Source organism: Paraburkholderia kirstenboschensis, from assembly GCF_032806925.1.
Lineage (GTDB): Bacteria > Pseudomonadota > Gammaproteobacteria > Burkholderiales > Burkholderiaceae > Paraburkholderia > Paraburkholderia kirstenboschensis.
In genome coordinates, this window is record NZ_CP136513.1 from 2955914 (window position 1) to 2970799 (window position 14886).

General features: G+C 57.0%; 6 protein-coding genes. 3 read left to right on the forward strand and 3 right to left on the reverse strand.

From position 1 onward, the window contains the following. The first annotated feature begins 20 nt into the window (after positions 1-20). The gene (locus RW095_RS35935; protein ID WP_317020495.1) at positions 21-4880 is read left to right on the forward strand and encodes a DEAD/DEAH box helicase; all 4860 of its coding nucleotides are present in this window, start codon (positions 21-23) and stop codon (positions 4878-4880) included. 84 nt (positions 4881-4964) lie between these two features. Here RW095_RS35935 and RW095_RS35940 read toward each other — a convergent pair whose 3' ends face one another. The 3 genes from RW095_RS35940 to RW095_RS35950 form a co-directional block, all read right to left on the reverse strand. Continuing rightward, positions 4965-7871: a DNA methyltransferase gene (locus RW095_RS35940; RefSeq protein ID WP_317020496.1), complete on the reverse strand. Its 2907-nt coding sequence runs from the start codon at positions 7869-7871 to the stop codon at positions 4965-4967. Between the two features lie 610 nt (positions 7872-8481). Then, positions 8482-9846, reverse strand: a complete 1365-nt coding sequence (locus RW095_RS35945; RefSeq protein ID WP_317020497.1) for a tyrosine-type recombinase/integrase — start codon at positions 9844-9846, stop codon at positions 8482-8484. A gap of 327 nt (positions 9847-10173) precedes the next feature. Further along, entirely contained in the window at positions 10174-11949 is a 1776-nt protein-coding gene (locus tag RW095_RS35950) for a methyl-accepting chemotaxis protein (protein WP_317020498.1), read from the reverse strand. 491 nt (positions 11950-12440) lie between these two features. Here RW095_RS35950 and RW095_RS35955 point away from each other — a divergent pair, with 491 nt between their 5' ends. Together RW095_RS35955 and RW095_RS35960 are read left to right on the forward strand one after the other, a co-directional pair. Next, positions 12441-13979: a sensor domain-containing diguanylate cyclase gene (locus RW095_RS35955; protein ID WP_317020499.1), complete on the forward strand. Its 1539-nt coding sequence runs from the start codon at positions 12441-12443 to the stop codon at positions 13977-13979. Between the two features lie 86 nt (positions 13980-14065). Beyond that, entirely contained in the window at positions 14066-14701 is a 636-nt protein-coding gene (locus RW095_RS35960) for a DUF2239 family protein (protein WP_317020500.1), read from the forward strand. Positions 14702-14886: the final 185 nt, after the last annotated feature.

Genomic DNA, 14886 nt, shown 5'->3' on the forward strand with positions numbered 1-14886 from the left:
ACGAATACAAGACCCTGCCGATGACCACGATCGATAGCATCCTCGAAGAATTCCGAAAAGCGGCGTCCGACATGCGAGACCTCGGCGACCGTTTCGAACGGCTGATCGCTAGTTACCTTCTAACGGACCCGCAGTACGCTGACCGCTTGAGCGACGTGTGGTTGTGGAGCGAGTGGCCGAACCGGGGCAACCGTACGGATGTAGGGATCGATCTCGTAGCGCGCGAGCGGGGGACCGGTGACTTTTGGGCCATCCAATGCAAGTTTTTCGACCCTGCGCGCCAGCTCGAAAAAAACCACATCGATTCTTTCTTTACTGCGTCGGGGCAGAAATACGCCGGGCTGGACGGGGAAATCAGCTTTAAGCAGCGGTTGATTTTCTCAACCACTGACAAATGGAGCAAGCACGCCGAGGACGCTCTGGAAGACCAGACGATTCCGACGTTTCGGATTGGTGTGCAGAATTTGGCCGATAGTCCGGTTGACTGGTCGCAATTCAGCCTTGCCAACGTTCGCGATATTCGGCTGCGCAAGAAAAAGGATTTGCGCGAGCATCAGCTCGAAGCGCTGGATGCAGTCCGCAACGGACTCGCTGCGTGGGACCGAGGCAAGTTGATAATGGCCTGCGGAACGGGTAAGACGCTTACTGCCCTGAAGATCGCCGAAAGCGAAACGCCCAAAAATGGTCGCATCCTGTTTCTGGCCCCTTCGATCTCGTTGGTTTCACAGACCCTACGGGAATGGACAGCAGAGGCGTCCGCAGAAATTCACGCTTTTGTTGTCTGCTCGGACAGCAAGGTCGGTAAAGAAAGCGAGGACATCCGAGCGCATGACCTGGCGTATCCTGCGACCACCGATGCACGAAGGCTTTCGGCTGCCGTAGCTGCCGTAGCGTCGGACCGGCGTACCGTCGTCTTCTCCACTTACCAGTCCATCCAGGTGGTGTCAGATGCGCAACGTCTTGGTCTGGATGACTTCGACCTGATCATTTGTGACGAGGCCCACCGCACCACGGGTATTACGCTGAACGACGACGAAGACGAATCGGCTTTCGTCAAGGTGCATGACCAGGGCGTCGTTCGAGGCAAGAAGCGGTTGTACATGACCGCGACGCCGCGCATTTTTGCCGACGCGTCGAAAACGCGAGCCGCGGAGAGCAGCGCAACGCTTTACTCCATGGACGATGAGAGTGTCTTTGGTCCAGAGTTTTATCGGCTAGGCTTTGGCAAGGCAGTCGACAAGGGCTTGCTCACTGAGTACAAGGTGCTGATCGTCGCGGTCGAGGAAGACCGCATGGCGAGCCTCGCGAATCAGTACAACGCCTTCAAGATCGACACAAAGAAGGCGATCGATACTCGGTTCGCGACCAAGATCGTTGGAAGCTGGAAGGGTCTTTCCAAGCAGGGGCTCGTGCTCGTTGGTGAGGACGGCGAGCAGGAGCTGGTTACAGATGATACGGGACCCATGCGGCGCGCTGTCGCCTTTTCGCGATCGATTAAGGATTCGAAAGCTACGACAGAGGTGTTCAGGGACCTGGTGGAACTGTATGCCCAGGCTCATGATGGCGAGCAAAACGCGGCAATGGTACGGTGTAATCTCGATCATGTAGACGGCGGGATGAACGCGCTGAAGCGACTAACGGCGCTCAACTGGTTAAAGGCACGGTCCGCGGATAACGAATGCCGCGTGCTTTCAAATGCCCGCTGCCTGTCGGAAGGCATCGACGTGCCGGCGCTCGACGCTGTGATTTTTTTTGATACACGAGAGTCGATCGTTGATATCGTGCAGTCTGTCGGCCGTGTGATGCGGAAGGCGGATGGCAAGCAGTACGGTTATATCGTCCTGCCGGTCGGAATCCCATCGTCGAAGGTCAAGGACTACAACAGCTACATCGATGGCGATCCGCAGTTTAAGGGTATCTGGAAGGTTATCAAGGCACTGCGGGCACACGACGAATCGCTTGTCGATGAGGCTGAGTTTCGGCGCAAGATCCGGGTCGTTGATGGTGGAGAGCGAGAGGAGCGCGGTGATGGTAATGATCGCGGCGAGGGGGGCACGCTTCCGCTGGATTTCCCTGCTCTTCCGATTGATGCCATCTCCGATGCTGTATACGCGGCCATTCCGAAGAAGCTGGGCGACAGAGAGTATTGGAGTGAATGGGCCAAGGGTGTTGCGCAGATCGCGGAACGCCTCATCACCCGTATCCGGGACCTTCTGTCGCGCACTGAAGCCAGAGCGGCATTTGACTGCTTTCTGACGGGATTGCGAGACAACCTGAACCCGTCGGTAGACGAAGCTGAAGCCGTGGAAATGCTTGCACAGCACATCCTTACCCGGCCGGTATTCGAAGCGCTGTTCGAGGGCTATTCCTTTACCAACCAGAACGTCGTATCTAAGGCGATGCAGGCGGTGGTCGACGTCTTGGACGACCACAATGTCACCAGCGAAGCCGAGCAGCTCGAGAAATTCTACGCGAGCGTACGGGACCGAGTCTCTCTTGCGAAAAGTGATAAATCGCGACAAGACATCATCCGGAATCTGTACGACACGTTTTTCTACAACGCATTCCGTCCGATGGCGGAACGCCTCGGGATCGTGTATACGCCGGTCGAGGTGGTGGACTTCATCCTGAGCAGCGTGGATGTGGCGTTGCGCAAGCATTTCGATACCTGCGTTTCTGACAAGGGCGTCCATATCTTGGACCCATTTACCGGAACCGGTACGTTCATGGTTCGACTGCTTCAGTCAGGCCTAATCAGACCGGATGACTTACTGCACAAATACCGGAATGAGCTTCACGCCAACGAGATTGTTCTGTTGGCCTACTACATCGCGGCGATCAACATAGAGAGCGCGCAGCACGCATTGACGGACAAGTATTACCCATTCGATGGGATCGTACTTACCGACACGTTCCAGATGACGGAAACGCGCGATCTGGTTGACACAGTCGTGCTTCCTGAAAACAGCAGTCGAGCTAACCGGCAAAAGCAGCAGGACATCCAGGTTATCGTTGGCAATCCGCCCTACTCGGCACAGCAGGAAAGCGAGAATGACAACAACAAGAATTTGCGCTACGAAGGGCTCGATGAGTCTATCCGCTATACGTATGCAGCTCGATCCAGCGGTAAGCTCGCGAAGAACCTGTACGACTCGTACATTCGAGCGATACGGTGGGCATCGAACCGCATTCGCGATAAGGGCATCATCGCCTTCGTGACCAATGGCTCGTTCCTCGATGCGAACAATATGGATGGCCTGCGTAAATGCTTGACGGATGAGTTTAGTCATCTTTACTTATTCAACCTACGTGGGGACGCCCGTAAGCAGGGGGAAGATCGCAAGAAGGAAGCAGGGGGCATATTCGCTGAAGGGTCGCGTACACCAGTGGCAATAACGATCATGGTGAAGGACCCCTCCCACCTTGGAGATTGCGAGTTGTTCTACCGTGACATCGGGGATTACCTGAGCCGGGAGGAAAAGCTAGCTCTCATAGTGCAGGCGGGAAATATCGGCGAACTCCATTGGGAACAGCTCACACCGAACAAAGAAGGCGACTGGATCAATCAACGTGATCCGGCGTTTGACCGCTTCGTTCCTCTTGGAAACAAGGATGGGACAACTGATGAGGCGCTCTTCGCGTTCTACTCGCTAGGCGTGGTAACGAATCGCGATCCATGGACCTACGGCTTTAGCAAAGGCGCAGTTGCGTCCAATATGACGCGATTAATTGATGTTTATAACGACAATGTGGCGCAGTACGTCCGAGCGTGCCGGGGCAAATTGAAGGATCAGTGGCCCGACATTGAGAGCGTGATCGAAACTGATCCAAAGCGGATCAGTTGGACGCGCTCGTTGAAGGCGGATGCCAAACGGGGCAAGCCGATGAAGTTTGCCTCTGAGGCCATGGTGCAGGGTAGCTATCGACCGTTCACGAAACAATGGATGTACTTCGATCGAAGCTTCAATGAGATGGTCTACCAGATTCCAAAGCTGTTTCCCACGCCGAATCACGAAAACTTTGTGATTTCAAGCACGGGCGTAGCGGACAGGAAAGGCTATTCCGCGCTCATCACGGATCACGTGCCCAATATGCATCTGACGGACACTGGGCAATGTTTCCCGCTGTACTGGTATGAGAAGGTTGAACCAACCGAGGACGCGACTTCTCTTGGTCTGTTTGATGCTCCTGACGTCCAGCCGGATGTTGACGGCTACGTCCGTCACGACGCGATCAGCGATTGGGCACATATGCAATTCCAGCAGCACTACGGTGACACCGCGATCACTAAGAGGGACATTTTCCTGTACGTCTACGGAGTACTGCATTCGCCAGAATACAAGCGGCGGTTTGCAGCGGACCTGAAGAAGATGCTGCCTCGCATCCCCTTTGCCAAGGACTTTTACGCGTTCCGTGAAGCCGGTGAAAAACTTGCGCATTGGCATCTTAACTATGAGACGGTCGAGCCTTTTCCTCTTACTGAAGAGTCGAAGCGGCTAGTAATGGAGCCGGCGGATTATCGCGTAGAGAAGATGACGTTTGGAAAGAAGGGGGGGAAGCCGGATAAGAGCGTGATCATCTACAACGTAAACCTTACTTTACGTGATATCCCGTTAGAGGCTTACGAATATGTTGTTAATGCCAAGTCTGCCATTGAATGGATTATGGAGCGCTATGCTGTATTGAAGGACAGAGCTAGCAGCATCGAGAGCGATCCGAATGATTGGTCAGAAGACGTCCGGTATATCGTCGATTTACTAAAGAGGGTTGTGCGCGTGAGTCTGGAAACCGTACGAATTGTGAAGGGACTGCCTTCGTTAGAGGAGCACGTTGTGGTCGCACAAGGCGAGCAATCGGATGTATGTGGGACAGCGGCTTAGCCGGCTCGGTTGCCTGTGCCGCAGGCCTGAGAGGCCTGCGGCATGTCTGTTTCCTGATGAGGGGTTCACGACCCCAAAGTCGATTTAAGACCCGAGACAGTCCTTTGTTACAAGGGCGGCAGCATTTGGATATCCAGCAGGAATTCCTGGTGCCGTTACAGGGTGTCCTAGGTTGATTTGGTCCGCAATGTCTCCATTAAGTTCTAGTAGTTGTTGAAGAATATCCCTCTTCGGAGAAAAACCAAACGCGCACAGCACGGCTGCGTCCAAGTTTGCCTGTGCGTCCCTGAGCGGGTTCTTGCCCGGTAGTTCCATCGTTCGATATAGCGCACGTAGGCCGCCTTTCATATTCTTCAGTGCTACCTCACGTACCGCTCTCAATTGCCGGGCAGCTTCCGCTACGGCCTTGACATCTCCGGAGGCTGGAGATTGTGGCCATGGAAACGTATCGAACACGGACTCAGCGCTATAGCGGAATCGTTCGGTAAGCTTTCCGCATTTCGTGATAAACCATAGCCAATGTATGTTTGATTGCAGAACGCCGAAACTGTAATCGTCGTCGAATCCGAAAACCTGAATGAGATTACTGGGCCGCACGCCGGACGAGACGAACATGAAGATGGGGCGCTTGGTGACATAAGCGCAGGCGAGATACCGCGGCAACGGCTTGACCACGGAGAGCATCTCAGGCCTGCCAAATGAAAGTTGCCACCACTTGGCTAGAAATGCCTTGTGATGCGGTCGCAGGTTCCCGTCCTTGTCCTTGCCTTTTTGCGCTTTCTTCATGCGATCCGGCAGCACGTGCGTCTTAACCCAATTAAAGGCTCCTTGATACGTTGCTGCTTGGAGTTGGTCCATCGATTCGAAGTCCAAGACGTACCGATTGAGTACAGTGTTGGTTAGGGCACTGACGCCGTTCAAGTACGGGTGAATGATCTTCGAGGACCTTTTATCTTTGCTAACGATAGCGGACCTTTGGGATTCACTGAGTAGGAAGGCTTTATGTCCCAACATTTGCCCGTTAAAACATCGCTGCGGCATCGTGTTGCATTCCAGCGGCAGGGCCGCACTTACGTCGGTTTTGTCGGAGAGCGCCGAATTGATGTATGGCACCTCGCGCATGTCGAGTTCGTATTGCTTTGCGGCAGCGCCAGTTCCGCGCGGCCGCTTCTTTGCGCCCGGCGCGGGGTCGACCTTGAACCAGAGGCGGCAATAGTCGGGGACTAGCTTTTTATCTTTCGATTTGACCCAGTTGGCGATCGAAACATGCACGTTTGCTTCACCGGACCATGGCTGATTATCCACAGCATCAACGATGGTGCCTGTCGCAACGATGTGATCCATTCCTCCAATGCGGGAGGCATTGTTGCGAATATTCTGGGTGCCAACAAGACCGGCTCTGCCCGCTAGTGGATCGATCGGTGTGCACGGCTTGAGCTCGTCATGGGCGCGTCGAAACCAGTAAACACAAAAATCTGCCATGCCAGGTACTTCAGGGTACGCGCGGCGTAACAGCTTCACATAGTCAGCACCGTGCTTCGGTTTTAGCAATTTTGAACCGAGAAATGGTGGATTGCCGATGATGACATCGGCTTTGAACCACGCAGCGCGCGATCCGTCAGCATTGATCAATGCATCAGACGCACGAAAGTTTGTATCCAGATTATCAAGCGGCAGAGCTAGCTCATTAATATGCAGCTCGTCAATGCTTAGCTTGTGAGCAAGCATCATTGTTACCTTCGCAATTTCGACGGCAAAAGGGTTGATATCCATGCCGAAAAAATTTCGGGCTGATACAAAACCGAACGGTCGTTGCCGAGGATCTACACTCTTGTATTCCATGGCCATGCGTTCGTAAATTCGAGCCTCTAAGCGTTTAAGCTCCCGGTAAGCGAGATACAGGAAGTTGCCGCTACCGCATGCGGGATCAAGGACGGTGAAGCTTTCAATCCGCGCTAACAGCCGCTTGAGCTCGCCTAACGTCTTGGCTGACTCGATGAGTGCCGACCATGGAGCCACAATCGTCGGTCCGATGACCTTCATGATATCCACGGCATTCGTGAAGTGAGCGCCGGTCGCGTGGCGTTCTTCTTTACCCAAGGAGTGCTCAAAGATCGTTCCGAAAATTTCGGGTCTCACCTTTGACCAATTGAACTTCGCCGCCTCCTTCAACAAATTTAGTTCACGAGTGACCAGTTCGATACGCGCGGGTTCAGCAAATAGTCCGCCGTTGAAATATGGCACGCCCTTGAACCGACCACCTCTAACACCATTTCTCGCATTCATGGCCTCGAATAGGCCACCTAGCAGATCGTGCGTGTCTTGCGGTTTTTTGCAATCGTCGAGTATGCTGGTGACTAGGTATTTGTCTAACAGCCCAATGTGCTCAGAGAATAGGGCCATTAACATCTGCAAGACAAAGCGCTGCGCGAGGGGGCGTTCAATTCCACGCTTCGTTAGTGAATTGAAACACGCCGCCAACTTGTCTGCTGCGCCCCGAGTCACGCTTTCTTGGTGGTTGCCAAATATTGGAGCGATGTCCCCAGGGAACATGAAATTCAATGGGCCATACTTGGCGGATAACTCACTAAGCTTGACAGTATCGACTGGAGTATCCAGCTGCGTTTCAAAGTCGTAAACCTGAAATTCATCAAAGTTGCAAAGTATCGCGTAGCGCGGTCGATTCGGTACAAGGCGCATCCAATATCTGAACGCTTGACTATAGTGTTTGCTGAGGCTCGTGCCTCTCTTCTTCATCTCGATAAGGACAACTGGTTTCCACACGAGATCCGCGAAGGAAGTTCCGCCATTGGTATTCTTGACTCGCACCTCACATTTCGCGCCAGCTTCTTTGAGACCTTTCCATCCAAAGGCCTGAAATAGCCTGTCGAGAAAAATTTGGGCCTCGCCTTTCTCATCGCCGGTTATATGTTCGCTAGCCCATTCGGTGAAGGCAGCGAGCCTGACGGATTTTTCGGATGCAGTCGTCATGAGTCTTTTGTGTGGTCGTTTTCGGAAGTCGATCAACCTTCGAGTGCCGGTCTGTCAAGGCGCTTGGCTCAAATCGATGCGTTGGCAAAAGGGCAAGGAAGGCGCATGTCGGATGATGCGCATCGTCGACATTTCGATTGCTCGGCGGGAATTTTGACAGAAAAGCTGTCGTCGGGCGTTTCGCCGGTTGACGGCCCTGCTGGGCGTCTATAGCTGAATGGAGGTGCGAGGGGCGAGTGATCGAGTCGCGCGGACCGTTTGCGATCACCCGGAGAGCTGTCCAACTACAATCATGCCGTGGGATGCATCACGAGGCGGTTGTCCTATGCCGGGAAAGCAAGAGTTTGGCAGTCGATTGCAGTTGGGGGCACTTTGGGGGGCATCTTTTTCTTTGGGGCGCAGTAGATCGTTGGATGTATCGCGGTCTGGAGTTCGATCCCCCACTTGGCCGGACAATCGAACAAACGGGAGCAACTCTTGGTGAGGAGCGCCCCTACCTAGCGTGAATAGGCGACAATGGTTACCGACGACTTCGATCCCAGCCGTCGTCGCGTCAGCATTCTTGCTGACGTGGCCGGCCGCTGGCGAACAGGCGAACGGTCCGCGTGGCTCACTGCCGCGGTTCAAACTTGATCTGAGCCTGCTCGAGCATCCAAGCTTCGATTTTGTCATGCCACATCCGCAGAAGATCGAGGGGGCGCCGTCGATAATGCTTCTCGGCGATCGCCGACGGCTTATGTCCTTGGATTTGAGCGACGACGCCGACGGGAACCTCGACCCACTCTGACAGCGTACCGAATGATCGGCGCAGACCGTGGAGCGAGATATGTGGCAAACCTGTAGGCGCCAATGCGCGGTTATGTGCATGACGCGGTTCCGCAATCTTCCCATCCGACGCGGTCTTACTAGTGAATACCCATTCGGACGGCTCCCATCGGTCTCCTCTTTGCACAAGACGGGCGGCGTGGCGCTTGTTGGGAGGGGTTTCGTTCAGTCGCTGAAGGTTCGACAATAGGCTCGCTAAATACGGAGTCAGCGGAATAGTTCTACCGCCGGTACCTTCCACTTTGTCGTTCATCGTCAGGCTCCGCCACCGGAAGTCGACGTCTTCCCAGCGCAATGCGGCTAGCTCTTCCCGACGGGCTCCGGTGATCAGAAGGCCTTGTAGGTACGCGCTGATGACTGGATTCGCAATGCCACGTACCGCGCTAAACCAAACGGACAACTGTTCGCGCTGAAGACAGTCGTCTTTCGCGACGCTGCGAGGGAGGATGCCCTTGACTTTTGGCGAAGCGTAGGCGTCTTGAGGAATGACGCCCGCGTATGTCTCGTGAGTGTCGCACCACCGAATGAATGCCTTGAAAAGACCGAACGCATGGCCGGCATTCGTTGGCCCTCGAGGTATTTCGTGCTCGAGCCACTCGGACATGGATGTTGCGGTGATCTCGGTCAACCTGCGCGGCATGAGCGGAGCCAATGGTCCACGCACTTTTTCTTTGCCGCCGCGTTTTGCGATACCGCCACCGGGCGACGAGAGGTTGATATGGTCGAGGATGTATCTTTCCGACCGCGGCTTTTTCGTTTTGGGAGAGATCTTTGTTCGCAGATGCTCCAAGTAATGCTCCCACGCTTCGCCGACAGTTACGTCCTGACGGCGCTTCGCCGCCTGCCGGGCTTCGTGTGCGGCCTTCTGCTCTGCCTCTTTTTCGCGCGGATCAACGCCACCGTCAATAAGCGTCTGGAGACTTCGTGCGCGCTCCTGAGCCTTGTCGATCGTCCAGCTCTTCGGATCGCCGATCGTAATCCGCACGGTAGAACCGTGGATTTTCCCTTGGAAAATATAAGCCTTGGCTCCGCCAGTTGTGGCTCGCAAACCGAGTCCGGGAGTCTTGCTGTCCCAGAGAAACGACTGCGACTTACCCTGTTCGCAGCGATGCGCCTCTACCCGAGCTGCAGTGAAGTTTACCTTCGCCACTTAACCTCCTTGTCCGTAAGCCGGCAATCCCATGTAACCGCCATGTAACCAGATTATGGGGCATTGAAGGTATGTAGATCAACATCAACGGAAAGATTGACAAGGAAAAATCATTGAAATACAGTGACTTAAAGAATTCGATCAACTCGAATCCATCTCAAGAAATGTCGACTTGTTCGTATTCGCAATGCGAAGGTCGGGAGTTCGATCCTCCTCCTCCCAAACAAATCCCAAGCAACACCACGAGCTTCAAACCAAAAACCCGGCAGCCCAAACCTGCCAGGTTTTTCATTTTTGCCATCCAACGCTACTTGCTAAACCACCAGATCAAAACTGATCCCACCCGCCATCGGCCCCGACGGTGGGACCGGGCATCGTTTCGACCTTAACCGGCGTTCGCATCGACGCCGGCGCACCCACCCGCGGCGCCGCAACAACAGCCGCAAGCGCCCCAACAGCTGACTTCTCACGACCAACACGATCCACGGCAGCCCCACGAGCCCCAACATCGACAAGCGCACCACCGCCCCCCACCCCCACCCCCTCCGCAACCCGAAAAAACCCCACAACCTCATTCAACCGCTCTCCCTGCTCCTCCATCGACCGCGAAGCCGCCGCCGCCTCTTCCACCAGCGCCGCATTCTGCTGCGTGACGTTGTCCATCTGCGTGATCGCGAGGTTCACCTGCTCGATGCCGCGGCTCTGTTCGCTCGAGGCCGCCGCGATCTCCGACATGATGTCGGTGACGCGCGCCACCGCGTGCGTGACCTCGTTCATCGTCTTGCCCGCTTCGCCGGCGAGCGACGATCCGTCGCGGATCTTGTCCACCGAATTGGCGATCAGATCCTTGATCTCCTTGGCCGCGCTCGATGAGCGCTGAGCCAGGCTTCTCACCTCGCTTGCAACCACCGCGAAACCGCGCCCCTGTTCGCCCGCACGCGCAGCTTCCACGGCCGCGTTCAGCGCAAGAATGTTCGTCTGAAATGCAATTCCTTCGATGATGCCCGTGATATCCGCGATTTTGGTCGAGCTATCGCTGATGTCCTGCATCGAGCTCACCACCTGGCCCACCACCGCGCTGCCTTTTTGCGCAACAGACGACGCGTTGGCGGCCAGCGTGCTGCCTTGCTGCGCGTTATCGGCGTTCTGCTTCACCGTGGACGTGAGTTGCTCCATGCTCGAAGCCGTCTCCTGCAGCGACGCCGCCTGCTGCTCGGTGCGCTGGCTCAGGTCCATATTGCCCGCGGCGATCTCGCGAGCCGCGCCCGCAATGCTGGTGCTGGCATCGCGCACGCGTCCGACGATCGTCGTCAGGCGCTCGTTCATCTCGCGCAATGCGCCGAGCAGCTTGCTGGTTTCATCCTTGCCGTCGACCTTAATGCGCGTGCGCAAATCGCCTTGCGATACGGTCCGCGCGACGTCGATCGCAAGATGCAGCGGACCGCTCACCGCGCGCGTGAGTACCACGCATGCGCCCACCGCGAGCGCGATCGCGAGCAGAGAAATCATAATCAGCAAGTTGCGCTGGTTCTCGTAGTGCGCCGCATAGCCGGCAATCATCTCCTCCTGCCGCGAATGCGCGTAGTCCGCATACGCATCGGTCGCACGGATCAGCGCCGCCAGCAAAGGGCGGCATTGATCGCTCATCCTGGCGATCGCCTCGTCCCGTTTGTTGGCGAGCGCGAGACCGACAATGTCGGTCGCGACCGGTGCGTACGCAGTCTCCACGCGGTTCATCTCAGCCACGAGGCTGCGTGCTTTCTCGCTCGCGTCGGAGGCCTTCACCATCTCGTCCAGCTTCTTCAGGTTCGCCGCTACATCTTCGTGCGCGCTCGCGACCAACGCTTTCTCCATGTCGAGGTCCTCAGGCTTCGCCACGAGCACCAGGTTGCGGGCCGCAATCGCGCGACGGTCGACAGCTGTGCGCACCTGTACGGCCATGTCGGCGCGCGCGTTGATGCCGCGCACGAAGCTGGAGAACCCATCGGTCGAATCGCTCAGCGACTTGAGGGAAAGCCCCGCAACCGCGACGACGATCAGGGACAACGTGCCGAAGCCGGCAATCAGCTTCGCTTTAATACTGAACTGGTTCAAGGCGGCCATATATTTTTGCTTCTCCAAGGACGAAACCTGGACGTTTCGTTATGGACTCTCAGGTCCGGAATGGGAGCGTCTATGTAACCGCCGTACATCCCGACGGTCCCGCGCAGTGTTGCGATTGCGTCCAACCACGAAACCGGCATTCGATTTACTGGTTATCGAGTCGCCGAGCGGACTTGAGGGAGGCGGGTTAATCCATTACGGACTTCGCATGAGATCGCCGCAGAACGTGGGCGTCGCGGCGGCAGCGTCACCCAATCAGCATACGATGAGGCAACCGCCAGTCGTGGCGACACAGGCCGCGAACGCAGTACCGCAACGCGGCGTCGAGCGATGAAAGCCATCACGGAAGCGGTTTAAAAGCCGCGCGCTAGGCACTAAAGACCCGTCTTTTCGATCATTTGCGCAAGATGACCTCTGTTACGCTACGGGTTCGCCATACGCGATCCTCGGTGGACGCGTCTCTTCCTTCTCCTAGCGCGTGAAGACCGCGCATGCCCAAACCGAACCTAATGGTCACGCGTCGTCCGAACATCATCATCGCGATCAGTGGTGTGCTGGCCAGCGCAATCCTGGCGATTGCAGTGTGGGTGCTGGCGCAGATGCACGACGACGCGTTGCGGCGCGCGCAGGATTCTGTGTTCAACGTCTCGCTGCTGGTGGAGCGCGACGTGTCGCGCAATCTGGAAATCTACGACCTGTCGATACGGACGGTGATCGAAGGGCTCAAGCAGCCACGCGTGCTGCAACTCGAACCTTCGCTGCGTCAGATGGTGTTGTTCGACGGTTCGGCATCTGCGAAAGACATGGGCTCGATCCTCGTGATCGACGAAACCGGCTATATCAAGTTCGATTCGCAGTCCGTCACGCCGCGCCATGTCTATCTCGCCGACCGCGACTACTTCAAGGTGCATCGCGATTCGCCCAACGTGGGTTTGTACGTGAGTCGCCCGTTCATGCCGCGCGCGACGGGCACTGATATGAGCATCGGCTTGAGCCGGCGCATTTCGCGGCCGGACGGAAGCTTCGGCGGCGTGGTGGTCGGCACCATGCGGCTGAAATACTTCCGCAGCCTCTTCAACGGGATGAACCTCGGCGCCGGCGGTTCAATGGCGCTCATGCTAAGCGACGGCACGATGCTGATGCGGCGTCCATACGATCCGAAGACAATCGGCATCAACCTCACGGGTACCTCCAACTATTCGCGCTTCGTCGCGCAGCCGAGTGGCGACTTCTTCGGCACGGCGGCGATCGACGGCGTCGAGCGCTGGTACGCGTTTCGCCATATCGACATGTATCCGCTGATCCTGGATGTCGCGCTGTCCACGCGCGATATCTACGTGGGCTGGCGTCGGCGGGCATGGATCATAGGCTCGCTGATCGGCGCGCTCGACCTCACGCTGATCGCGCTGGCCGTGCTGTTCGCGCAGCAGATGCGGCGCCGTCTTCTCGCCGAGGAAGAGTTGCACAGGCTCGCGCGAACGGACGGTCTCACGGGCGTGGACAACCGCCGCACCTTCGAGGAAGCCGCGGAGAAGGAGTGGCGCCGCGCGCAGCGCAACGGCGGACCGCTTGCCATGCTGCTGATCGACGTCGACAGTTTCAAGGGCTTCAACGATCTGTACGGGCACTCGGCCGGCGACGACGCGCTGATCGCGGTGGCTCACTGCATCACGCACAACGTGCGGCGTCCCGGCGACACGGCGGCGCGCTATGGCGGCGAAGAGTTCGCTGTTCTGCTGCCGGACACCGACGAAGCAGGCGCTATCTGCATTGCGGAAAAAATCCGCGCGGCGGTCCAGGCGCTCGCGCTTGGGCATGTGGCGAGCTCGCACCACGTGTTGACGGTCAGCATCGGCGTCGCCACCACGCAAGGCGAGGCCTTCGCGACGAGCCGCGCGCTCGTCAATGCGGCGGACCAGGCTTTGTACGCCGCGAAAGACGCCGGCCGCAACCGCGTCGTGCCATACCGAACAGTGGGAACCGGCGCGTCGGCGACTGGGCGAACTGTCGTGGTGGTGGCTGGCCATTGAGCTCCCACTCATTATTATCCGGGTAATATGTTGCTTCTTAATTTAACCCGGGTATAATTCGGCAACTTCCCGAACTGGAGTCTGTCGTGACCACGCACTGCATCACCTGCACGGCCTTCGAAGGCCATCGTGTCATCGCTTCGGGGCAGTTGCCCGCAGTGGCGCTCGCCATCAAGGAAGTGATCGCGCGAGGTGAGCAAGCGCCCGTTCTAGTTTTCGACGACGCCACGGCCGCCCCGGTCGAATTCGATTTGCGCGGCACTGCCGAGGAGATCGTCGCGCGCCTGGGCCGCGCGTCGTCCGCCGCTCATTCGCACAACGACGCAAACAACGACGCAAGCAACGATGCAGCCGCCGAGCCCGACACACCCCGCGGTCGCGGACGCCCCAAGCTAGGCGTCGTCGCGCGTGAAGTCACCTTGTTGCCGCGTCATTGGGACTGGCTGAACGCGCAGCCGGGCGGCGCGTCGGTCGCGTTGCGCAAGCTCGTGGAGACAGCGCGCGCGAATGGCGAGCAGCGCGAGCGCAAACGCGCGGCGCAAGAAGCGGTGTACCGCTTCATGACCGCGCTGGCCGGCAACCTGCCGGATTACGAGGACGCCACTCGCGCGCTCTATGCAGGCGATCAACCGCGGTTCGAAGAGAAAATCGCCAAATGGCCGGAGGACGTCCGCGCCTATGCATTGCGGCTCGCCGGCAGCGCGTTCGAAGCGCAAGCGTGAATCGCGTTGAACGCGACGCCCAGGCGAAAAAAAACCGCTCACACTCGGTCGAGCGTGAGCGGAAAAGTCGGAGAGTTACAACAACATCGCATGCGCTACATGGGGTCAACGCAGCGGGAGAAGTCTAAGAGGCGAATCAACACACTTCTATCGGACGAATCTCAAACGCATGCATGTGCGTTTGT